Source organism: Pseudomonas sp. ATCC PTA-122608, from assembly GCF_001952855.1.
GTDB lineage: Bacteria > Pseudomonadota > Gammaproteobacteria > Pseudomonadales > Pseudomonadaceae > Aquipseudomonas.
Genome location: NZ_LPNO01000022.1, coordinates 17,393 through 37,859, shown reverse-complemented (window position 1 = coordinate 37,859; position 20,467 = coordinate 17,393). Strand labels below are relative to the sequence as shown.

Sequence of the window (20,467 nt, the reverse complement as noted above, 5' to 3'; positions counted from 1 at the left end):
AAACACATGTCCGAAATTATCCAGCTGGTTATTGCCCTGGTGCTGTTTTTTCTGCTCGACCGGTTTCTGAAGGCGTATCTGCTTCGCAAGTGGCTAGGGGGGCTGCTGGTGGTGGTAGGGGCGGTGGGCTGCGTTGTGGCGAGCCAGACGCAGTTCTTAGGGCTGGATCTGGGGCTGATGTCGATCTTTGCCGTTCCGCTGGGATTGGGTTTGTTCAAGAGGCGTCGGCGGTTCGAGCCGATTGGCTGACGAGAGGCAGGCATTTCCGCTGATTGGCGCTCGTTCAGCCTTGGTATTGCTCAACCCGGCCCCATAACTAGGGCTGTATCCATCCAGGGGAAGAACACGCCATGAGCAACCAAACTGAAACCGCCATCCTCGCCGGCGGCTGCTTCTGGGGCATGCAAGACCTGTTGCGACGCTACCCCGGCGTGCTGCAAACGCGCGTCGGCTACACCGGCGGCGATGTGCCGAACGCCACCTACCGCAACCACGGTAACCACGCCGAAGCCATCGAGATCGTCTTCGACCCGGCGGTGATCACCTACCGGCAGATCCTCGAGTTCTTTTTCCAGATCCACGACCCCAGCACGCCTAACCGCCAGGGCAACGACCTTGGCCCCGGCTACCGTTCGGCGATTTATTACCTGAGCGAACAGCAACGCGACGTGGCGGAAGACACCGCAGCGGATGTGGATGCCTCGGGGTTGTGGCCAGGCCGTGTCGTGACGGAAATCGAACCGGCGGGGCCGTTCTGGGAAGCGGAGCCGGAGCATCAGGATTACCTGGAGCGGATTCCGAATGGCTACACCTGCCACTTCATCCGCCCCAACTGGAAACTGCCGAAACGCGGTTAAAAATGTGGGAGCTGGCTTGCCTGCGATAGCGGTGGCCCAGTCGAATCAATTATCGACTGATGCGCCGCCATCGCAGGCAGCCAGCTCCCACACAAGGCCCTCTCCTACAAAATCTCCTATCCCCTCAGCGCATCTGCAGAATAATCGGGCTACTGCTCGCCGGGCCGGTGTGCTCACGCAACTTGCCCACTGCCTTCGCATCCACCGCACCGCCCTGATTGCCCCAGGTACCGCGCACAAACGTCAGCACCTCGGCAATCTCCTGATCCGACAACTGCTCCCTGAACGCCGGCATGCGATAAGCATCCGCCACATTCGCCGCCACCACCCGCTGCGAGCCATTCAAGGTGATATTGATCGCCGAAGCATTCTCCTTGGCCAACGCCGAAGTAGCACCCGCCAGCGGCGGCATCCAGTCCGGTTGCCCTTTACCTTCCAACCCGTGGCACGACGCACAACGGGTCACATAGGTATGGGCGCCCGGTGCATCCAGGCGTTCCGCAGCCGACACTGCCTGATACTGCCAGGCCTTACCATCACGCTGCTCGTCCCCCGGCAACGACCTGAGATACCGCGCAATCGCCGCCAGGTCATCGTCGGTCATGAACTGCGTGGAGTTGTTGAACGCCTCGGTCATCGACCCATAAACCACCGCATGTTTATTGCGACCGGTCTTCAGGAATTGCACCACCTCCGGCTCACTCCAGCGCCCCAGGCCCGTGTTGTGATCGTCCCGCAGGCTCGGTGCGTACCAGCCATCCAACAAGCCACCGGCCAGATACGGTTTACCGCTCTCATCCAGCGCCTTCTCGTTAAAGGCCAAGCCCCGTGGCGTGTGGCAACTGCCGCAATGCCCCGGCCCCTGCACGATGTAGGCGCCGCGGTTCCACAGCTCATCCTTCCCAGCCTTCGCTACGTAGGGCTTGCTGTCGGTAAACACGCCATTCCACAGCGCGATGGGCCAGCGCATATTCAATGGCCACGGGATCGAACTCTTGATATTCGCCTGCCGCACCGGCGCCACGCCCTTCATGAAGAACGCATACAACGCGCGCACATCATCGTCGCTGAGCTTGGCGTAGGACGGATACGGCATCGCCGGATACAGCCGACGCCCCCCCGGCGCGACACCCTGGCGCACCGCGCGGTCGAAGTCGGCGAGGCTGTAGTGGCCGATACCCGTTTCCGGGTCTGGTGTGACGTTAGTGGCATGGATCGCCCCCAGCGGCGTGGCCATTTCCAGCCCACCGGCAAAGGGCTTGCCGTTGGGCACGCTGTGGCACGCCACACAGTCGCTGAGCCGGGCGACATACTCGCCTCTGGCGATCAGCGCCGGGTCTGCGGCGACAGGCTCGGCGCCCAGCGGCGAAACCGGCTCACGGGTGACATACCAGGCCAACAGGCCTGCCGCGACCAGGCACGGCAGCGCCAGCCAGCCAACGGTTCTTGCGAATCGACGGTTGTTCATAAGTGCTCAGGCCCCGGTCAGGTGAAGGAGTAGCGGCTTAACGGCATGCTGCGAATGCGCTGCCCCGTCAAGGTCGCCACGGCGTTGGCCACGGCAGGTGCCACGGCTGGCAGCGGCGGTTCGCCGATGCCACCCATTTTTTCCCCGCTCTCGATCACGCGCACATGCACCCGCGCCATCCGCGAAGGCGGCAGCACCGGATACAAATCGTAGTTACGCGCCCGAGGCAAGCCGTCCACATACACCGCCTCTTCCAACAGCACCTGGGACAAGCCCAGCGACACTGCCCCATGCACCTGCGCCTCGACAATCGCCGGGTTGACGATGCTGCCCGGGTCGATCGCCTGCCAGATGTCATGCACCTTGACCTGCCCGTTCTCGATCGACACCTCGGCGATCACCGCCGTCTGCGTGCCGAACGGCGACGCCATCGCCACACCACGGGCGCGCTTGCTGCCGTCTTCGGCGGTAAACGGGCCACGTTTCCAGCCCCCCGACAACTCGCCCACCGCCTTCAGCAGCGTGGTCAACCGCTGGTTATCCCGCAACAGATGCAGGCGCAACTCGAACGGGTCTTTACCGCCCTTGTCAGCCAGTTCATCCAGAAAGGCTTCATAGAAAAAGTCATTCAGCGAGTTACCCACCGAGCGCCAGTAACCCAGCATCACCGGGCCCTTCACATAAATCTGCGCGATGCGCTTGTTGGGAATCGCATACGACTTCCCGGACAACCCCTCCAGCGCCGTCGGGTCGAGCTTCTCGCCCTGTTTACCGGCCAGAGCCTCGGTCGGCCCCTCCGTGGCACTCACCGCTTCAATCGCCACCGGCCAGCCATCACTGTCCAGCGCCCCACGGAAATTCACCGCCGCGACAGGACGCAGCACATCCCGCAGAAACTCTTCTTCACGGCTCCAGATCAACTTCACCGGGCGCCCGACCGCCTTGGCCAACTCAATGGCCTGTGGGTAAGGGCTGGCCGAGTCATACAGAAAATGCCGGCCGAAAAACCCACCCAACAGCGGCGAATGCAGGTTAATCCTCGACGGGTCCAGGCCGGTGCGCTTGGCGATATCGGCCAGGAACATATCCTGTGCCTGATTCGGCAGCCATATGTCCAGCGAACCATCAGGATTGAAACGCGCCAGCGCCGAAGGCGGCTCCAGCTGCGCATGGTGCAGATACTGGTTGTGGTAAGTGGCCTCGATCTTGGTCTTGGCATTGGCCAGCGTGCCGGCCACATCACCCTCGTTCTCATCATCCCGGGCCGGGCCGGTTTCTGCGGCCAGGCGCTTGAAATGCTCGTCGCTGGAAAAGTCCTTCGGCATCCCGCGCACTTTCGAATCCGCCGTCGGCTCCAGCCAATCCACCTGAATCGACTCCACCGCACGCTTGGCATGCCACCAACGCTCAGCCACCACCGCCACCGCACCCGGCAGGCGATGCACCGAATGCACCCCCGGCATGGCCTTGACCTGGTCCTCATTGCGCAGGCTACCCACCGTCATGCCCAACCGGGGCGCATGCTGCACCGCCGCGTGGAGCATGCCGTCGACCTTCATATCAATGCTGTACAGCGCCTTGCCGGTGGACTTGTCATACGCATCCAGACGCTTCACCGGCTTGCCGATCCAACGGAACTGGCTCGGATCCCGCAGCTTCACGCTGGCCACGTCTGGCACCGGCAGGTCCATCGCACGCCCGGCCAACTCGCCATAGGTAAGGGAACGCCCGGACGCCGCGTGTACCACCTTGCCCGGCTCGGTCGACAACTCACCCACCGGCACCTTCAACGCCTGCGCCCCAGCCTCCAGCAACATCGCCCGGGCCAATGCACCCAGCCGGCGCATCGTCGGGTAACTCATGCGCACCGACATACTGCCGCCGGTGATCCGCATGCCATTTTCCATCACCACAAAGGCTTCGCCGGGCGGGGCGCACTCAACCAGGAAAGTGGCCGGGTCGGCGTCCAACTCCTCGCCGACAATCTGCGCCATCGCCGTAAACGTGCCCTGGCCGCCTTCGATAAAGGGGCTGAGCAAGCGAATCGTGTTATCTGGACGAATCTCCAGGAACGCCGGCACCTGCGTACCGCGCTCACCAGCCGCCGCAGCAGTGGCCGCCTGCACCCGGCCAGAACCCAACGGCAGACCAAAGCCAATCACTAACGCACCCACGGCCGTACTGGCCAGGAAACGACGGCGGGACAGGTTCACCGGGTCATTCAACGCCGCGACCAAAGGCAGGGCAGCGGGATCAATGCGAACGTTCATCAGGCCTCTCCCTTCGCAAGGTCATGCACCGCCGCATGAATCGCGTTATAGGTGCCACAGCGGCAGAGATTGACCATCGCCGCGTCGATCTGCGCATCAGTCGGCTTGGGCGTTTGCTTGAGCAGCGCCGTCGCCGCCATCACCTGGCCGGACTGGCAGTAACCGCATTGAGCGACCTGATACTCGACCCAGGTCGCCACCACCCGCTTACCGACATCATCCGACTCGATCGCCTCGATGGTCGTGATCTCCCGACCGACCACCCCGGAGACCGGCGTGACGCAGGAACGCACCACGTTGCCGTCCACAAGCACCGAACACGCACCGCACTGCGCCAGACCGCAGCCATATTTGGTGCCGGTCATGCCCAGGTTGTCGCGGATGACCCAGAGCAGAGGCGTGTCGGGTTCTGCATCGACTTGGTGGGTCTGCTGGTTAATTCGTAATTCCATGGCTCACCCGCTGATCATCGGTTGGTTTTGCATTTTTTTAGTATTTTTGGGCGGTGAAGTGGGGCTTCGCCGCAGGGCATCGTTGGCCCGTTATGGTTCACGCGCACGTGGTTTGAGTAGTTTAGCTGGCGTTTGGATTGACTCTAGACCGTAGGTCAGGGGGGCGCTATGCGGAGGGTGAAAGGTCGGAGGATTAGGCAAGTATTCGACAGGAATGCGATAGGGGAGGCGAGAGTGTGCGCGTAAGCGTCAATCGGTGGACGTTCGATCTACGAAGCTTCGTGGTTGCCCTGGTCAGCACAGTAGCTGTAACTTCGTCCCTTAGTTAGCGAGGATATTTCATTGAACGACTCTGAACACCTGAAAGAACTTTGCGCCCGTTTCAATTCTGGAGAACAGCTGAGTTTTACGTTTTTCTGGGGGCACCAACGCAGCAAAACGGCCGTCACCGCTTCGTGCTTCAGCCAATGGTTCGAGGCTGGGTTCATTGTCGAGGGGCAACATTACCCTACAGCCGAACACTTCATGATGGCCGAGAAAGCGGCTTTGTTCGACGATCAGGAAATCCGTGCGCAGGTGCTCTGCGCTCCTACACCTAATGCCGCCAAAGCACTTGGCCGCAACGTGCGCGGATTCAATGACAAGGTTTGGCTGCAACACAGATACGACATCGTCGTTCGAGCGAACCAGGCTAAGTTCTCTCAGAATCCACCGTTGAACGAATACCTTCTACAAACCGGTTCGCGGGTTATTGTCGAAGCCAGCCCGGTTGATAACATCTGGGGGATAGGGCTCGCACAGGACAACGCGGATGTGAACAATCCGAATCTGTGGAAAGGTTTGAATCTGCTGGGATTTGCGCTGATGCAGGTGCGGGATGGGACAAGTCTGCCAACCCCAAGGTAGTGCCCTTACCTTACTCACGGAAAACGCAAAAGCCCTGGTATATGCCAGGGCTTATTGCATGCGGCCTTATCGAAGACAGCGCGTTAATCAACAGAAGCTGAGTCGCCCGAGTTTTCGTCGATGCGTTCGAGCGGCGGCTTCTGGCCGAAAGCAATCACCGCTTTAGTCGTCCGCGCCAAGCTTCTCGACGCCCTATGCGGCGAGTCATCGGGCTAGTGAGTTGCAGGGTTAGTCATTAGCCAGGGCAGGGCGCTTCGCGGTCGAGGAGCCTGGCGTTGATTGGTCAAGAGTGGGTTGTTATCAAGGTGCTGGTAGCTGGACAATAGGTCCGGACGAGCCGGCAACCATGGACCAAGTGTGCGTACTTTTGGTTCGCTCGGCTGGGATCTACGAACTGCAAGATTACTGATCGGAAAAAAGACCAATGCTAGGGAAAGTCAGCAAAAAATATCTCGTCTGGGGCGCGGTTGCACTCTGCGCGACCCTTCTGTCCGGGTGCGCGACGTCGCGCTACGACGGCAAGCACGCACCGGACCCGAGTAAGGCGATCATCGTGGGTTCGATTGGTGAGAGCTATCTGATGCAGCCGCATGGGCTGGTGGTTGAGATCAGGCAAAAGGGAGGGCCCGGCACCGTACTGCGGCTGACGACCTTGGGCAATGAAGATGACCAGCCGTCACCAAATATACTGGGCCATTTCTTCATGTATGAAGTGCCGCCTGGTGAGTATGAGTACACGCAGTGGAGTTACGTGTATTACGCGGGAAGATCCATGCCGCGCCCTGTGCCTGCGGTGTTCTCGGTGAAGGCCGGGGAAACCCTCTATATCGGCGATCTGCGCGCCGATGCCCTGCGCTTCTGCCTGTCCAACGTGAATAACGCCGAGAACACTGTGGAGGAGCTGAAGCGCAAGTACCGGATGCTCAAGGACCGCAACATCGTGAATTTGACGGCAAAGAGCGGTTTTGCGCCTTGGCCGAGTTCTGATGCCACTGACTTCGGTAAAGGGCTCTGCACGCTCTGAATCCGGTACCGGTGACAGTCACCGATACCGCCGCCCATTGATCCAAGTTCAAGGAGTTCCATGCCATGAAGCGCTGCACGCTACTCTGGGCCAGCCTGTTCGCGGCCCTGGCCTCACTGACCGGCTGTATCAGCGGTCCGGACCTGACAGGCCAACCATTCTTTACGTCACCGGCAGAACCCCGTCCGAACGAGGCCACGGTGTACTTCTATCGCACGTCGGCCAGCATCGGTAACGGGGTCGCCCCGACCATTCTGGTCGATGGCCGCGCCATCGGCAGCTTGCCCTCCGGTAGTTTTTTCAAAGCCGGCATTCCCGCCGGCAAGCACAGCGTCGCCTCCACCTCGCCACCTATCATCAGCGGTATGGTTAACAAACGTTTCGATATCACCGTCGAGAATGGAAAGGTGTATTACATCGCAGACCAACTCAGCACTTCTGTCTACAAGGACGGACAGACCTTGGGCGAAGTAGATGAGGGTCGTTTCGGTGGAACAATGTTTTACTCGCGCTACGCGCTTGTGCCTGCCGAGGAAGCGTTGCGTTCTATCAAGTGGTGCCAGGAGCTGCCGGCAACCGCACCGTAGCCATGCGTAACCCATGCTCCGGCCAGCCTCGTTCCAAGCCTGCCGTGGCAGGATAGATTGTTGAGGGAAAATCCGACCAGCCCTACGGGGCTGCATTGGAGAGCGTGACCACGATAGAAAATCGTGAGACGTGATCTGATCTTCCTATACTGGCCATCCCAGCATGCCAGGCGAAGCGCAACCTATGCCCATCAAACCCAATCAAAACGCCCCAGTGACGTTAGTCCGCGCTCAACAAAGCGACTTGGACGACCTTGTTGCCCTTCGAATTGAGGCCATGCGCGAAAGCCTGGAGCGCGTCGGGCGATTTGATCCGGTACGGGCGCGCGAGCGATTTGTTAGCGGTTTTGAAGTCCACAGCACACATCACATTGAGGTGTCTGGGGAGAGGGTTGGCTTTGTAGTGGTCAAGCATCACCCCAATGAACTCGTGCTCGACCACCTATACGTGAGGCCGAGCGCGCAAGGATCAGGGATCGGCTCTGCTGTGCTCACTCAGATTTTCAAAGTAGCGGATGCGGCTGCACTCCCGATTAAAGTAGGTGCCCTCAAAGAAAGCGCCTCGAATCGTTTTTACACCCGCCATGGTTTCCAGTTCGTCGAAAGCAGTGAGTTCGACAATTATTACGTCCGCCAGAATCTTACGGAGAGCGGCCCGGCGCGTTAGTGGGTTGAAGGGATGCAGGAATTTCCGCTCATCAGCGACTCTAAGCGCTAGCCTGAAACCAGCAAATAAAGGGGACGGCTTCATTAACAATGGATCCGTCCCTTTTCGTCCCGCCTCTCGACTTACGCGACCTGCGCCTTTGCGGGAGGCGGGGCAGACTTGCGATAAGTCAGCAGCACAATCCCCGTCACCACAATCACCCCGCCCACCACCTGCCCGGCGCTGAGCATCTGGTCGAGCACGATCCAGCCCATCAACAACGTCGCCAGTGGCTCAATGTTCATCACCGGCGCATTACGCGGCATATCCAGGCGCGGCACTGAAATGAACAGCACGATAAACCCCGTGCCATACAGCACCACCAACGTGGCCAGTGCCAGCCAACCGGTACTGGTGGCCGGCAGGTTCAGGCCATCGACAAGCGCACCGCTCAAACCCGCGAGGTTGACGCTGCTGAACACAATGAAAATCGTCAGCAGACTGCGCACCGAACCGCGTACCTGAGACAACTTGTGGTCGGTGATCCACAGCGCGCAGGCGAATACGAACGCGGCGCAAAAGGCCAGGGAGACGCCGAGCAGCCATTCCGGGCCGAGGGTGGTGTTGGCGGAGAGACGGCCGGGTACGTCCAGCACGAAGACCAGGCCCACCAGAATCAGGCCCATCAGCAAGGCGGTGCGCGCGGTGGGGCGTGGACCGCCGAGTGCCCAGGTGAGCAGGGCTAGCAGGATGGGGAAGACGTTGGCGACCAATAAGGCCAGCGCCACCGGGACGCGGGCGACGGCGGAGTAGAGGCAGAGGCTTTGGGTGGCGATGAGCAGGCCCAGGAGGATTTGCCAGCGCCATGCGCCTTGGGGGAGGCGGAGGTTTTGGCGTTGGTATAGGACCAGTATCGCTAGCACTAACAGGGTGCCGCCGGAGCGCATGAGGATTGCCAGCAGGACTCCGGCGCCGTCGTCGAAGGCTACGCGGGCGGCGATGTGGTTGCCGGCGAAGGCGCAGCCCATGCAGAGGAGGATCAGGACGGCGATGTGGCGGGGGAATTGGGTGGGGGCRGGGGGAGTCATGGKGGGGGCTCGGGGAGTTGGCGCCATCGTCGGGGATGGGGAATTATTTTTAGGTTGTCGTACAACTTGGTGGTGGGATTTGTAACGTGTTTGGTGGGAGGGGGCAAGGGTGTGTTTTAGTTTGATTGGCTAAGAGTGCCTATAGAAGCAGCTTCCACCGAAATTCGTAGGGGGAGCCGGGCCTGGGACGGATATCTCTAATTCAGCTGGTCGTTAGAAGGAGATCGTATGAGTCTTTTGGCGGAAGCGTCCCAGCGTGTTTCCGGCAACTAGGTCGGAAAGGGACGGATTTATTGATTTGGAATAGATCGCTTTTGTCCCAACAATATGGAGATAAGTTGAATAATTCGTGATGTTCGAGAGCGGCTGTTCGCGAAAGACCGTTTTCGGCCAAAAGGAGCCAGTCGAAGGAGTACAGCGAATTAGAGGCGATTCAGCTCTTGCTTGTATTGAGTATTCAGCTATGGTTTTGGAGAGTTACAAGATTTAGTTTGGTGAAGTAATCAGCTGCACCACATTAATGAGTTAAGGGGTAAATATGAAGGCTCTCACCGTGTGTTCTGCATTGGCAATTTTATCTTTTTCGGCTGTGACGTTTGCCGTTCCTCCTGAGTGTCGAGAGCCTAACGCCCCTTCCGGCTGCTTCCATTTAAAATATAAGCTCGTTCCAATCGAAGAGTGTGCAGAAGCTCCAATATTTGATCCAGAGACAAATAGGGTGACTTATCCGTGTGGATTTAAAGTTGTGAAAAACCCTAGTAAAATTATCAGTGATGACGTCTCTAGCAACCCATCGGCTAAGTCAGCCATCAAAAAAGTTACGGCGCCGGCTATTCAGCCTAAATATGTAGGGTCAACAATACACGACAATGGAGATGGCACATCTACCATTGATCATGGCGGAGACGCGAAAGAAACGATAAATACTGCTGACGCTGGTAAGACGGTAAAAGATTATGGGGAGAAGGGTATAGTTATACATTCAAAGTAGTCTTTCCAAGAACAGCACTAGACAAGATACTTGGTGATGAAGGGTATATTCAGTGTCGCTGGGCGGCGATCAAAACCTCACCAAACTGACCAGGGATGCTCCAACTGAACGGCGAAGCGTACCTGGCTTCCAATGATAGGCACCATTCGACTTGGGCGAACCATGGCAAAGGCCCGCTCTGGGTCGCAAGTAGCCGGGTGAAGGCTGCGCTCCAGAGGGCCTTTCAAATCAGCGAAGCCCCTGTTCACAGACGAGCCTACCGTTTGACTCAACTTTTCGGATAGATTCGGCAGTTAGAAACTAAACCGTGAAAGGAGTGCGAAGGGTGCCGCGAGATAAAGCGTTCTACAAAAGTCTTGGTCATGAGTTGATGAAAGAGTTGGCCGAGACGATCAGTATCGAGTTGATTTCCGGTGGAGCGTTCGGGGCTTATGAGACAGTGGAGCTGCCCAACGGGATGCATGTACGGTTCACTAGCTGGCGTGGGGGGGAAGGGCTTTTTTACATCATTTTGTTTAAGGGCGCTAAGTACGTATTTGAACTTGATTTGTCGATGATTGTGCATCAGAGGGGGCGCTTCACGTGGCATCTCAAAGTACCGAGGCATCAGCAGAATGTCGCCCTGCTTGATGGCTGGTTGGATGCAGCAGCGAAGTTTGACGATGGCTATTCACAGTCTGTCAAAAGTGTTAAGAGCCGCCTAGAGTCCGGCCTCAATACGCCCCGTACTGGTTATCGATTTATTGATGATGCGGAGTGGCCGGTTGTCTGCGAGCATTTTCTTGAGTTGATGACCAAGGCGATAAAGGAGCACACAACCGACGACGGGGCGGATCATCAACGAGCGGAGGCGCGAGATGACGACGGCAGCACTGTCACGGCAAAGCGCAAAGCCCGACGTGATCAAAGTCGATTCAGACTGAACCTGATGGAGCTGTACGATAGCGCTTGCGCAATATCCGGCGAATGCGTTGGGGAGGTGCTTGAGGCTGCCCACATTGTGAGCCACTCTGAGACCGGCGTGAACCATACGGGCAACGGGCTGCTACTGCGTTCTGATCTCCATCGGCTGTTTGATAGCAGCCTCATCGCGGTTGACCCGAAATCACTCAACATAGTGGTATCACCGCTGTTAGCTGAATCGGGATATCAAAGATATTCCGGGAAAAGGCTCAGGTCACGTATAGACGGCTCCGGTCCTGACCCTAAATATCTTCAGAGAAGGTGGAATCAAGCTGGTTTGGAGAACTAAGCAGCCCGAACCATTCGAACAGCAGGCCTGCATCTTCGTATTTGCGGCTCTGCTACCTCTGGAAAGCAGCAGAATCAGCTGTGGGTGAGGGTTGCTTCTGAACCGAGGCCCCCGCCGCTGAGCTTTCATAGATGACCTTAGCGAAGGGCTGCTTTGGGGCTTTTCGGACTTGCTTCATTACTTCAAGTCTCGCAAGGAATATGCTGCTTCCCGAATATCGAACTTATCCGATCAGATGGAACTCTGTTTCGCTTTGTCGGGGCTGACGTTTGAAGGTATGAATCGTCCCTAATTTCGTAGACACCCGACGGCCGCTTCTGGCCGAAACCAGCCCTTTAATTCCCATACCGGTCTACCATGCCATCCCCCGGCAGTGGTTTCACGCGCTACCGATCTCAATCTCAAGGTATCGCCCATGACCTCGTTCACCCGCACCACCCCATCCCGCAAGTCATCCGAGGCATCCCAATGAGCATCGACCAAATCAGCCTCCCAAAAGGCGTAGGCCCTCAGGCCATCAAACTCCTCGACGCCATCACCGGTGCTGACACCAAAGAAGACCTGAACCGCGCAGGCGGCAAAGCCGAAGGTTTTGTATTGGGGCTGGAAAGCGCCAAAGCCATCAAAAGCCAAATCGCCGAGTCGCTGTATGTGGCATACGACGACGCGGCGAGTAATCGGTTGGGTGAGTTGAAGGGCTAGTCCCGCAGGACTGCGTTGTGCTTTACGTCCGAGGTGTTTCGCGGTCCATCAGTTTTCCGATCAGCAGTACGCTCAATTCGCTCAGTTGGTGTATGGCCAATGCCACGTCGCGGTCTTTGCCGGTCAGTTCGTCGGACAGGTCGAGCAGCAGGGCGCTGATGGAGGAAACGGTTTTGTAGCTGTTGGCGATCAGGATTTCGTTGCTGACGCGGGAGGGAACGCTCAAAGGGCGGTCGTCTCTGGGACGGTGTCGGTGGCGGAATTCAGGTCGTGCTCACGGAGAAAAAGAGGTCGGATTTTTAATCGAAAATAAATAACCTCCCTTTTTATTCAGCGTTGTGCCGGGTTATCCAGGTAGATCAAGTCCTTTCATTAACTGTCGGGCCAGGAAATATCATCAGAATTCAACCATGTTATCCGAGCTGATTTAATTCTCGGATTCTTTAAAAAATCTTCCACCGCTAACCATGCTACGTCGGGCTTTAAAAATGAGCCTTCAGGTACGAACTGATCATCACCAAAATCCTTAACTACATTAATTTTATTCAGTGTACCCACTGAATAAAACTCAGCGCCTGTTCGTTCTCCGGATATTCGGATGTTGTATCTAACTGAAATTCCTAACTCTTTATTCTCTAGCACTGATAGCTCGGACTTGTCACCTTCGTCACTAATATAGCTAAAAACTCCATCACCGGACCCTTTCTGCCACTTTGAAGATTGATAGTTCAAGAAGAACTCAGCATATGCCTGAGGATCTGGATCAATATCAACGTCATGATCAAGAAAGAAACATTTTAATTCAGGCATAACACGCTCGCTAAAATTGAGTTAGGCAACCATCACATACAGTCTTTTTAGAAAAGACGGGAAGTGGTACTGACCACATCGATCAATGACATTTGCGGCTTTGCCATTCACTCCAGCAGTTCTCCGCAACTATATCCGGATAGCCGCGTTCCCTTTCCATATCGAGTGCCACGCTGAATGGAAGGGTGATACAAACCGCCCGGTCTCGAATATCACAGACCTCAGCCTCGGTAAGAGTTGAGCCCTTTCTGTCTTCAGCGGCGGTGAGAACGGCTACGAGGGCTGGTACAAATACTAGGCACAGCGGATCAGCGTCCATGAATCACCTGTTGGGTTTCGACTTGGCTCATTACAACGAACCACGCGGCGTTCAGCAATGGCTGAATGAACCGCGCACCTCTCGCCGAGTCGCTGTATGTGGCATACGACGACGCGGCGAGTAATCGGTTGGGTGAGTTGAAGGGCTAGTCCCGCAGGTCCGCGTTGGGCTCTACGCCCGAGGTGTTTCGCGGTCCATCAGTTTACCGATCAGCAGTACGCTCAATTCGCTCAGTTGGTGTATGGCCAATGCCACGTCTCGGTCTTTGCCGATCAGTTCGTCGGACAGGTCGAGCAGCAGGGCGCTGACGGAGGAAACAGTTTCGTAGCTGTTGGCGATCAGGATTTCGCTGCTGACGCCGGAGGTGACGCTGAAGAGGGCGGTTGTCTCTGGGACTGTCTCGGCATCGGTGCCGGGATTGAGGTAGTGATCAATGGCGCGCTGGGCAGCCTGGTGGAGTTTTTGATCCGGCTTGTTTGGCGGATTCGGCGTTATCTTGAACATATAAGTATTCCTGAGTCGGGCCGCCACCTCGTCGCTACTAAACGATAGGGTGGCAGCTGTGCGCAGGTTAGTAGACCGGTGAATACTTAAAGCCGGCGCGCCCGAGGGCGCCCTACGCACAGCCACCATCAAGCACAGACAGGACGTCTGGAAGATGAGGTTCATGCACGTAAGTATTCAAAGCAGGGCTACTAAACCCGATCACTGAGTTTTCAGCGACCGAGCAACCTTAGAGATGGCCACCCAGGTGCACAAGCCGGCGGATTCTGACGCAAGCGTAGGCAAAGGAGCAAGGTGCTACGGCCTACGCAAAGTCTCCTTTATCCCGCAAATGGAAGCACCAGCCGGTACGCCCTCAACCCCAAATCACTCAACCCCTCCAGGCTCTCGCCCTGGCCAGGCATGAGCAGGCTGATCCCCAGATAATGCTCAAGGTGCAGGGTGAGGGTCTGGCCTTCGACGCACAAATCCCAATAGCGCTGATCCAGCCCGTCGGCCTTTACGGTCCATTCGCCTTTCAAACCGTGCTCCAGCGTTTCGGCGATGGCGGCGAACAATTGCCAGTCGGACGTTTCCGAAATCTGTATTTCCATAAGGGATCATCGATAGGGTGAAAGGGCGTGTTTCGCCGTGAGATGCTTGTCGTAGAATGTGACAGAACCTGCGCAGCTTTCAAAGGAATGAACCCCTGGCAAGCCACGCCCCACCGCACGGAAGCTTGTTTATGAAAATCCCCCTCTGGATTGCCCTGTTCCTGGGCTGCCTGTTACCGCAACTGTGCACGGCCAACAGCCCGCACATCGACCCGCACGCCGAGAGCCTCTATCAGCAGGCTGTGCCGTACCTGCAACAAGCAAACACCAAGCTGGAAGCGGTGCCTGCGAACTTTCCCACCGCCAGCGCAGACGAGAAAAAGCGTACCCAAGTGCTGGTGGAGGAGGCAGGCGAGTTGCTCAAGCCGGCGATCAAGTTGCTTGAACAAGCTGCCGCGCTGGGCCACCCGGTGGCCCAGCATCGCCTCGCGATGATCTACGTGATGTTCTACCCGGTCGACGAGATCAAGGAAAAAGCCTGCCCGTTATTCCAACGCAGCTTCCTACAAGGCTTTGCACCACCGGCGCTGCAGCTTTCATCCTTTTGCTTTGAATTTACGGACACGCCTGAATTCCAGACAACGCTGAAGGCCATTGCAACCAGCGCGCCCGCGTATGAGCAATATTTCCCGCAGCCTGCGGTGAAGTTTGAATGCAGGGCCGAGATGCCTCAGGGCATGGCGTTGCAGTGGGGCAGCAGTCGGGATTATCAGGCTGAAATGTACCGGCTGCTGGGGGGCAGTAACCGTGCGCAGCGTACGGAGTATTACCAGCAAGCGATCGCGATCAATGATTGCTACAAGGCGAAAAAGCGCCTGGGGTTAAGTCAGTAACCGGGCGTATATGAATGACTATTTGAGACGCTTGCTGCGTTAAATTCACCCGCAACCCTCCATGCGATGACCGTTATGAAAGCTCCGAGAATGACCAAGGCACACGCGCTTCAACGAGCTCAACAGCTGGTGGCGCTAGGCTGGACTGTTAAACATGAGTTCATGGCTGACGGCGAAATATACGAGTGGTATCTGGAGTGGGAACACGCTGAAGACCCGCCGTTGGAAGATAAGGATAAAGCGGGCCGCTAGCCGTTCTGTGCCGAGGGCGCAGAGGAAAGAAAAATACACTTTTTGCTGCGCGGGGCGTCCAACCCTGAAACCGCCGTCAAGGCTTTCATCTCCAGGCAGCTGCTCTCAGCTAAGGACCGATTATGGTGACGTTGTTTATTTTTCTTCTGGCCTGCGGTGCTGCGGCGAGCACCGGCATTATCTTCAAACCGGGCGACTGGTACGCCACCCTGGTCAAACCCAGCTTCACGCCACCCAACTGGCTGTTCCCGGTCGCCTGGACGATCATCTACCTGTTGCTCGCCTGGGCCGGCTACCGCTTGACCCTGATCCCCGGCAGCGAAATCGTGCTGGCGCTATGGGCCGCGCAGATCGCACTCAACACCCTGTGGACGCCCGTGTTCTTCGGCGCCCACCGGATTTTCGCCGGGATGGTGATCATCACGCTGCTGTGGCTGGTGGTCGCCGCCATGGTGTTGCTGACGGTGCGGCTGGATTTGATCACCGGGCTGATCCTGTTCCCGTACCTGGTGTGGCTAAGCGTTGCGGCAGCGTTGAATTTCTCCATCCTGCGCAATAACCGCTGAGCTTGGCGACGTGGGGAGAGGGCGGAAACATCATTGCCATGATGCCCACGCACACTGGCCAAGGTGAACATCTCTTTTAGAGACAGAGGGAATACAGATTGGGAACTCATACGCTGTGGCCTGCTGAAGAACATGAACTGGCGCAAATGCAGCGCTTCAACCAAAGGCTCGCCTGGTTGCCGCGTTTTCGCATCCGCAACCGCGTGACGCCCCGGGTGATCCAGGCGCTGTTGCGCTCCGGCCAGATGGTGGCCGGCAACAAGTTGCTCAAGCATGGCCTTCAGGCAGAAAGCCGCCGGGTGGGCTCGGTGCCGCTGCGCATCATCCGGCCGAAGGGCAAGGCTAAGGGCGTGGTACTGGATATCCATGGCGGCGGTTGGGTGATCGGCAATGCGCAGATGAATGACGACCTCAACGTGGCCATGGTCAACGCGTGCGACGTGGCAGTGGTATCGGTGGATTATCGGCTGGCGGTTAACACGCCGGTGGAAGGGATTCTGGACGACTGCCTGGCTGCGGCGCGCTGGTTGCTCGCGGACTGTGAGGAGTTTGCCGGCCTGCCGGTGATCGTCGTCGGCGAGTCTGCCGGAGGGCATCTGGCGGCGGCTACGTTGCTGGCGCTGAAGCAATGGCCCGAGTTGCTGGCGCGGGTGAGCGGGACGGTGCTGTATTACGGCGTCTACGATTTGACCGGCACACCGAGCGTGCGCACGGCGAAGCGGGAAACGCTGTTGCTGGATGGGCCGGGCATGGTGGAGGCGCTGCGCTTGCTGACGCCGGGCCTGAGTGATGAGCAGCGTCGGCAGCCGTCGTTGTCACCGTTGTATGGCGACCTTGCGGGGCTGCCGCCGGCGCTGATGTTTGTGGGGGATCTGGACCCGTTGTTGGATGACACGCTGCAGATGGCGGAGCGGTGGGCGGGGTCTGAGGTTTATCTGTTACCGCAGGCGGCTCATGGGTTTATTCATTTTCCGACGGCGATGTCGGGCAGGGTGCTGGCTTACAGTCGTGAGTGGATCACGGGTCGTTTACGCTCGGTTAGTTGATATCGGATTTTTACAACAAGGCCACATGGAAAGATGAGCATAAAAAAAACATTCATCGCGTCGCTGGGGATTTTATCGCTGGTTCAAACGTCACTGTCCTTTGCGGACAACGTTAACGGGAAAAACATTTATCTGCAGCGATGCGCCATGTGCCACGGCGCGGATATCAAAGGCACGGGACCCTTGGCGAATAAAAGCAATCCGCCTACGCCTGACCTGACAACGACTACTTTCAAAAAACGCTTGAGTGATTATCCGGGCGTTATCGTGTCGTCCGTCATTCTTCGTCCAAATGGCGACCTGATTCCCAGAACGTTGCGGGAGAACGGTGTAAAGCTGTCGCCGTTCTCCTGGAAGGTTCAGGACTTCCGCGACTTGAATCAGTACATGAGTGGTGTGATTTCAAAAAGTCGATGATGCTGTGATCGTTCCCACGCGCAGCAAAGGAATGCATACCGTGACGCTCCGCGTCACCAACAGCGGGACGCAGAGCGTCCCCGGCTGCGTTCCCACGCGGAGCGTGGGAACGATCAATTAGCAACCGCTCAACGCCACCTGCGGACGCTCACCTGCAAAGAAGAACGGCCGCAAACGCACGCCCACGCTGTTGCCGATAAACGCCGCCACCAACCACACCCATCCATGCAGGCTGCCAGAGGCAATCCCGCTGAAGTACGCGCCGATATTACAGCCGTACGCCAGTCGCGAGCCGTAACCCAACAGCAACCCACCAATCACCGCGGCGAACAGCGAGCGTGCCGGAATCTTCAGGCTTGGAGCGAAACGGCCGGCTAGGCCCGCAGCCAACAGCGCACCAAGGATGATGCCGATGTCCATCACGCTGGTAACGTCTTCCCACACCGGCGCTGCCAGGGCTTTGGCGTTGCCCGGCATTTGCCAGAACACCCAGCTGCCCACGTCCACGCCCAACCCGCTGGCGACCTTGGCGCCCCACAACGCGAACGCCGAAGTGATACCCCACGGCCGCCCGGCCAGTGCCAGGGTGGCGTAGTTGAGCAGGGCCAAGCCAATCGCGCCCCACACCAATGGCCATGGCCCGCGCAGGAAGCGGCGCAGGCCCTGGTGCTCGCTGGTGACGCCGGCTTCGAGTTGCCCGTGACGGCCTTTTTCCAGGCGCACGGTGACTGCCGCGATGATCCCGAACACCGCCAGGCTCAGCAGCAACGCCGGCACCACGCCGAAGCTTTTGACGATGGAAACCGCCGGGAACGAAGGAAGGGCAAACCACCAGTCGACGTGGTGAGTCGCGATCAACGAACCGCAGATAAAGAAGAACAAGGTCACCAGCATGCGCGCGTTACCGCCGCCCACGGTGAACAGGGTGCCGGACGCACAACCGCCGCCCAGTTGCATGCCGATCCCGAAGATAAATGCACCGAACACCACCGACACTCCGGCCGGCGCCACCAGCCCGACCACGGGTTGGCCTAACAAGGTGCCGGCTCCCAGCGCGGGGAAGAACAGCACCACGGCAATCGCCAGCATCACCATCTGCGCACGCAAGCCCGCGCCACGTCGGTCGGTGATGAACACCCGCCAGGCCGAGGTGAAGCCGAAAGCGGCGTGGTACAGCGTCAAACCCAGTGCGGCGCCGACCACCAGCAACAGCACTTGGCGCGAGCCGACGCTGTTTTGCAGGAAGATGGCGCCGAACAGCAGGATGACAAACGCCAGCAGGGGCGCGAGCGGCTTGCGCGCAGGGGTTGTAGAGAGGGAAAGGCTCATCGGGTATCTCGGTTCGTAGGCGGTGGGTTAAAGGCGAGGGTGCCGAGTATAAACCTCGCACCCTTCCACTGGCGTCTCGAATCCTCCAATGAGGGGTATTAGCCGAGGCGAACTGACAGCTCGACGTCATCGCCGATCGGCACCGACAGGTAGCCATTTGCCGGAGAGCGCACCCGGGCCAGGTAGTCGGGGCAGTAGTTGGTGTTGTCGGCGATGATCAACGCGCCGGGCTTGAGGCGGCTTTCCACCAGGTTCAGTACATCGCCATACAAGGCTTTGGCGCCGTCGAGCAGCAGCAGGTCGATGGTGTCGGGCAGGCCGCTGGCCAGGGTGACCAGGGCATCACCTTGGCGGATCTCCACGAGGTCGCTCACGCCGCCTTGCTCCAGGTGTTGCCGCGCGAGGGCGATCTTCGAGGGCTCGAACTCGCTGCTGATCAGCGCGCCGCCGCCGTTGTCCCGCAGGGCGGCCGCCAGGTGCAGGGTGGACAGGCCGAACGAGGTGCCGAACTCGACAATGGCCCGCGCTTTTGCGCTGCGGGCCAGCATGTAGAGCAGGGTGCCGGTGTCGCGGGAGACGGGCAGCCACAGGTCTTTCAGCATCCCGTAGAGTTCCAGGTAGTCGGTTTTGCTGCGCATCAGGCGGTCGCGTTCTTCAGGCGTCACGGTGTTGAGGACGGGGCTGGTGGCGGCATTGGCTTGTGTGTACAGCCGTTCAATCAGAGCCGCCATCGGGGCCGAGGTAAGCGTATTCATGGGGATGTCCTGTTGCTGGTTGAGCGCCGTGAGGCGCCGGGCTAGTATGCGAATGATTCATCGCATTTAAATTATGCGAACAATTCGTCACATTCGCTATTCGCATTCGAACCGCCGCAGGCACGCCCCATGACCGATCGCCAGACCTCGCAGATTTCCTCACGCAAAGAGCCCAAACAGGCTCGATCCACCGAGTTGGTGTCGGCCATTCTGGAAGCGGCTATTCAGGTTTTGGCCAAGGAAGGCGCCAGCCGTTTCACCACCGCCCGGGTTGCGGAGAAGGCGGGCGTGAGCGTGGGCTCGGTGTACCAATACTTTCCTAACAAGGCGGCGATCCTGTTCCGGTTGCAGACCGACGAATGGCAGCAAACCTCGCAAATGCTCAGCCGGATTCTGGAGGACGTGAGCCAACCGCCTCTTGAGCGGCTGCGCACGCTGGTGCATGCATTTATTCGGTCGGAGTGTGAGGAGGCGCAGATGCGGGTCGCCTTGAGCGACGCGGCACCGCTTTATCGAGATGCGCCCGAAGCCCATGAGGTTCGGGCGGGAGGGCAACAGATCTTTCAGACGTTCATGCTTGAACTGCTGCCGCAAGTTCCTGAGGCGACCCGCGACCTGGCGTGCGACTTGATCGTCACCACCTTCAGTTCGGTGGGCAAGGAATTCTCGGGAAGCCCGCGCACCGAGGCGCAAATTACTGCCTACGCGGACGCGATGGCGGATATGTTCGGTGCGTATGTGACGGTGCTTAACCAGGCAGCACGATGACCCGCACAGCGGGCCATCGTTTGAAGCGGTTA

The 20,467-nt window shown here is 58.3% G+C and carries 24 protein-coding genes and 1 pseudogene; 14 read left to right on the top strand and 11 right to left on the bottom strand.

The window, feature by feature from the left end; all coding sequences use genetic code 11:
* Window positions 1–6 precede the first annotated feature (6 nt).
* Both AU074_RS19500 and msrA read left to right on the top strand, forming a co-directional pair.
* The gene (locus AU074_RS19500; RefSeq protein WP_076016108.1) at window positions 7–249 is read left to right on the top strand and encodes a hypothetical protein; all 243 of its coding nucleotides are present in this window, start codon (window positions 7–9) and stop codon (window positions 247–249) included.
* A gap of 101 nt (window positions 250–350) precedes the next feature.
* Window positions 351–857 carry a peptide-methionine (S)-S-oxide reductase MsrA gene (gene msrA, locus AU074_RS19495; RefSeq protein WP_076016107.1) on the top strand — a complete coding sequence of 169 codons (507 nt, stop codon included), beginning with the start codon at window positions 351–353 and terminating at the stop codon, window positions 855–857.
* Window positions 858–981: 124 nt separating this feature from the next.
* Here msrA and AU074_RS19490 read toward each other — a convergent pair whose 3' ends face one another.
* Genes AU074_RS19490 through AU074_RS19480 form a run of 3 tightly spaced genes read right to left on the bottom strand, consistent with a single transcriptional unit; the run spans window position 982 to window position 5,047 of the window.
* The gene (locus AU074_RS19490) at window positions 982–2,325 is read right to left on the bottom strand and encodes a cytochrome c (RefSeq protein ID WP_076016106.1); all 1,344 of its coding nucleotides are present in this window, start codon (window positions 2,323–2,325) and stop codon (window positions 982–984) included.
* A 17-nt stretch (window positions 2,326–2,342) separates the two neighbouring features.
* The gene (locus AU074_RS19485) at window positions 2,343–4,595 is read right to left on the bottom strand and encodes a molybdopterin cofactor-binding domain-containing protein (RefSeq protein ID WP_076016105.1); all 2,253 of its coding nucleotides are present in this window, start codon (window positions 4,593–4,595) and stop codon (window positions 2,343–2,345) included.
* Window positions 4,595–5,047 (bottom strand): (2Fe-2S)-binding protein, encoded by a 453-nt coding sequence (locus AU074_RS19480; RefSeq protein WP_063031790.1) that lies wholly within the window; start codon window positions 5,045–5,047, stop codon window positions 4,595–4,597. The genes AU074_RS19485 and AU074_RS19480 overlap by 1 nt, the downstream gene beginning before the upstream one ends.
* 342 nt (window positions 5,048–5,389) lie before the next feature.
* On the opposite strand from AU074_RS19480, the gene AU074_RS19475 reads away from it, so the two are divergent.
* The 4 genes from AU074_RS19475 (at window position 5,390) to AU074_RS19460 (ending at window position 8,231) form a co-directional block, all read left to right on the top strand.
* On the top strand, window positions 5,390–5,953 hold the full coding sequence (locus AU074_RS19475) for an NADAR family protein (protein ID WP_076016104.1): 564 nt from the start codon (window positions 5,390–5,392) through the stop codon (window positions 5,951–5,953).
* Between the two features lie 424 nt (window positions 5,954–6,377).
* Window positions 6,378–6,977 (top strand): hypothetical protein, encoded by a 600-nt coding sequence (locus AU074_RS19470; protein ID WP_017478760.1) that lies wholly within the window; start codon window positions 6,378–6,380, stop codon window positions 6,975–6,977.
* Between the two features lie 65 nt (window positions 6,978–7,042).
* Window positions 7,043–7,564, top strand: a complete 522-nt coding sequence (locus tag AU074_RS19465) for a DUF2846 domain-containing protein (protein ID WP_017478761.1) — start codon at window positions 7,043–7,045, stop codon at window positions 7,562–7,564.
* Between the two features lie 184 nt (window positions 7,565–7,748).
* The gene (locus AU074_RS19460; protein WP_076016103.1) at window positions 7,749–8,231 is read left to right on the top strand and encodes a GNAT family N-acetyltransferase; all 483 of its coding nucleotides are present in this window, start codon (window positions 7,749–7,751) and stop codon (window positions 8,229–8,231) included.
* A 122-nt stretch (window positions 8,232–8,353) separates the two neighbouring features.
* Here AU074_RS19460 and AU074_RS19455 read toward each other — a convergent pair whose 3' ends face one another.
* Window positions 8,354–9,298, bottom strand: a complete 945-nt coding sequence (locus tag AU074_RS19455; RefSeq protein WP_076016102.1) for an EamA family transporter — start codon at window positions 9,296–9,298, stop codon at window positions 8,354–8,356.
* Window positions 9,299–9,836: 538 nt separating this feature from the next.
* Here AU074_RS19455 and AU074_RS33525 point away from each other — a divergent pair.
* From AU074_RS33525 to AU074_RS19445, 3 genes are all read left to right on the top strand, one after another.
* Window positions 9,837–10,289 carry a hypothetical protein gene (locus AU074_RS33525; RefSeq protein ID WP_143503617.1) on the top strand — a complete coding sequence of 151 codons (453 nt, stop codon included), beginning with the start codon at window positions 9,837–9,839 and terminating at the stop codon, window positions 10,287–10,289.
* A 325-nt stretch (window positions 10,290–10,614) separates the two neighbouring features.
* Complete coding sequence (locus tag AU074_RS19450; protein ID WP_076016101.1) at window positions 10,615–11,541, top strand: HNH endonuclease; 927 nt, start codon at window positions 10,615–10,617, stop codon at window positions 11,539–11,541.
* A gap of 468 nt (window positions 11,542–12,009) precedes the next feature.
* Entirely contained in the window at window positions 12,010–12,243 is a 234-nt protein-coding gene (locus AU074_RS19445; protein WP_003214497.1) for a hypothetical protein, read from the top strand.
* A gap of 22 nt (window positions 12,244–12,265) precedes the next feature.
* Here AU074_RS19445 and AU074_RS19440 read toward each other — a convergent pair.
* The 5 genes and pseudogenes from AU074_RS19440 to AU074_RS19420 form a co-directional block, all read right to left on the bottom strand.
* Window positions 12,266–12,573 (bottom strand): annotated as a pseudogene (locus AU074_RS19440) (DUF6124 family protein).
* 42 nt (window positions 12,574–12,615) lie between these two features.
* Complete coding sequence (locus AU074_RS33520) at window positions 12,616–13,053, bottom strand: hypothetical protein (protein WP_076016099.1); 438 nt, start codon at window positions 13,051–13,053, stop codon at window positions 12,616–12,618.
* Between the two features lie 82 nt (window positions 13,054–13,135).
* Window positions 13,136–13,372 carry a hypothetical protein gene (locus AU074_RS34575; RefSeq protein WP_076016098.1) on the bottom strand — a complete coding sequence of 79 codons (237 nt, stop codon included), beginning with the start codon at window positions 13,370–13,372 and terminating at the stop codon, window positions 13,136–13,138.
* Window positions 13,373–13,543: 171 nt separating this feature from the next.
* Window positions 13,544–13,876 carry a DUF6124 family protein gene (locus AU074_RS19425; RefSeq protein WP_076016097.1) on the bottom strand — a complete coding sequence of 111 codons (333 nt, stop codon included), beginning with the start codon at window positions 13,874–13,876 and terminating at the stop codon, window positions 13,544–13,546.
* 320 nt (window positions 13,877–14,196) lie between these two features.
* Window positions 14,197–14,469, bottom strand: a complete 273-nt coding sequence (locus tag AU074_RS19420; RefSeq protein WP_076016096.1) for a DUF3630 family protein — start codon at window positions 14,467–14,469, stop codon at window positions 14,197–14,199.
* Between the two features lie 131 nt (window positions 14,470–14,600).
* Here AU074_RS19420 and AU074_RS19415 point away from each other — a divergent pair, with 131 nt between their 5' ends.
* From AU074_RS19415 to AU074_RS19400, 4 genes are all read left to right on the top strand, one after another.
* Complete coding sequence (locus AU074_RS19415; RefSeq protein WP_076016095.1) at window positions 14,601–15,302, top strand: hypothetical protein; 702 nt, start codon at window positions 14,601–14,603, stop codon at window positions 15,300–15,302.
* 377 nt (window positions 15,303–15,679) lie between these two features.
* The gene (locus AU074_RS19410; RefSeq protein WP_076016149.1) at window positions 15,680–16,120 is read left to right on the top strand and encodes a TspO/MBR family protein; all 441 of its coding nucleotides are present in this window, start codon (window positions 15,680–15,682) and stop codon (window positions 16,118–16,120) included.
* 146 nt (window positions 16,121–16,266) lie between these two features.
* Window positions 16,267–17,166, top strand: coding sequence for an alpha/beta hydrolase fold domain-containing protein (locus tag AU074_RS19405; protein ID WP_076016094.1), 900 nt, complete (start codon window positions 16,267–16,269; stop codon window positions 17,164–17,166).
* Between the two features lie 33 nt (window positions 17,167–17,199).
* On the top strand, window positions 17,200–17,583 hold the full coding sequence (locus AU074_RS19400; RefSeq protein WP_076016093.1) for a c-type cytochrome: 384 nt from the start codon (window positions 17,200–17,202) through the stop codon (window positions 17,581–17,583).
* A gap of 117 nt (window positions 17,584–17,700) precedes the next feature.
* Here AU074_RS19400 and AU074_RS19395 read toward each other — a convergent pair whose 3' ends face one another.
* Both AU074_RS19395 and AU074_RS19390 read right to left on the bottom strand, forming a co-directional pair.
* A complete protein-coding gene (locus AU074_RS19395) occupies window positions 17,701–18,912 on the bottom strand; it encodes a YeeE/YedE family protein (protein WP_076016092.1) in 1,212 nt (403 codons plus the stop codon).
* A 98-nt stretch (window positions 18,913–19,010) separates the two neighbouring features.
* Window positions 19,011–19,667, bottom strand: a complete 657-nt coding sequence (locus tag AU074_RS19390; RefSeq protein WP_076016091.1) for an O-methyltransferase — start codon at window positions 19,665–19,667, stop codon at window positions 19,011–19,013.
* A gap of 129 nt (window positions 19,668–19,796) precedes the next feature.
* On the opposite strand from AU074_RS19390, the gene AU074_RS19385 reads away from it, so the two are divergent.
* A complete protein-coding gene (locus AU074_RS19385) occupies window positions 19,797–20,435 on the top strand; it encodes a TetR family transcriptional regulator (RefSeq protein WP_076016090.1) in 639 nt (212 codons plus the stop codon).
* Window positions 20,436–20,467 lie beyond the last annotated feature (32 nt).

Bases quoted from the DNA above. Each gene is read 5' to 3' on its own strand.
- AU074_RS19500 (WP_076016108.1), top strand. From the start codon at position 7: ATGTCCGAAATTATCCAGCTGGTTATTGCCCTGGTGCTGTTTTTTCTG.
- msrA (WP_076016107.1), top strand. From the start codon at position 351: ATGAGCAACCAAACTGAAACCGCCATCCTCGCCGGCGGCTGCTTCTGG.
- AU074_RS19490 (WP_076016106.1), bottom strand. From the start codon at position 2,325: ATGAACAACCGTCGATTCGCAAGAACCGTTGGCTGGCTGGCGCTGCCG.
- AU074_RS19485 (WP_076016105.1), bottom strand. From the start codon at position 4,595: ATGAACGTTCGCATTGATCCCGCTGCCCTGCCTTTGGTCGCGGCGTTG.
- AU074_RS19480 (WP_063031790.1), bottom strand. From the start codon at position 5,047: ATGGAATTACGAATTAACCAGCAGACCCACCAAGTCGATGCAGAACCC.
- AU074_RS19470 (WP_017478760.1), top strand. From the start codon at position 6,378: ATGCTAGGGAAAGTCAGCAAAAAATATCTCGTCTGGGGCGCGGTTGCA.
- AU074_RS19465 (WP_017478761.1), top strand. From the start codon at position 7,043: ATGAAGCGCTGCACGCTACTCTGGGCCAGCCTGTTCGCGGCCCTGGCC.
- AU074_RS19460 (WP_076016103.1), top strand. From the start codon at position 7,749: ATGCCCATCAAACCCAATCAAAACGCCCCAGTGACGTTAGTCCGCGCT.
- AU074_RS33525 (WP_143503617.1), top strand. From the start codon at position 9,837: ATGAAGGCTCTCACCGTGTGTTCTGCATTGGCAATTTTATCTTTTTCG.
- AU074_RS19445 (WP_003214497.1), top strand. From the start codon at position 12,010: ATGAGCATCGACCAAATCAGCCTCCCAAAAGGCGTAGGCCCTCAGGCC.
- AU074_RS33520 (WP_076016099.1), bottom strand. From the start codon at position 13,053: ATGCCTGAATTAAAATGTTTCTTTCTTGATCATGACGTTGATATTGAT.
- AU074_RS34575 (WP_076016098.1), bottom strand. From the start codon at position 13,372: ATGGACGCTGATCCGCTGTGCCTAGTATTTGTACCAGCCCTCGTAGCC.
- AU074_RS19425 (WP_076016097.1), bottom strand. From the start codon at position 13,876: ATGTTCAAGATAACGCCGAATCCGCCAAACAAGCCGGATCAAAAACTC.
- AU074_RS19420 (WP_076016096.1), bottom strand. From the start codon at position 14,469: ATGGAAATACAGATTTCGGAAACGTCCGACTGGCAATTGTTCGCCGCC.
- AU074_RS19415 (WP_076016095.1), top strand. From the start codon at position 14,601: ATGAAAATCCCCCTCTGGATTGCCCTGTTCCTGGGCTGCCTGTTACCG.
- AU074_RS19405 (WP_076016094.1), top strand. From the start codon at position 16,267: ATGCAGCGCTTCAACCAAAGGCTCGCCTGGTTGCCGCGTTTTCGCATC.
- AU074_RS19400 (WP_076016093.1), top strand. From the start codon at position 17,200: ATGAGCATAAAAAAAACATTCATCGCGTCGCTGGGGATTTTATCGCTG.
- AU074_RS19395 (WP_076016092.1), bottom strand. From the start codon at position 18,912: ATGAGCCTTTCCCTCTCTACAACCCCTGCGCGCAAGCCGCTCGCGCCC.
- AU074_RS19390 (WP_076016091.1), bottom strand. From the start codon at position 19,667: ATGAATACGCTTACCTCGGCCCCGATGGCGGCTCTGATTGAACGGCTG.
- AU074_RS19385 (WP_076016090.1), top strand. From the start codon at position 19,797: ATGACCGATCGCCAGACCTCGCAGATTTCCTCACGCAAAGAGCCCAAA.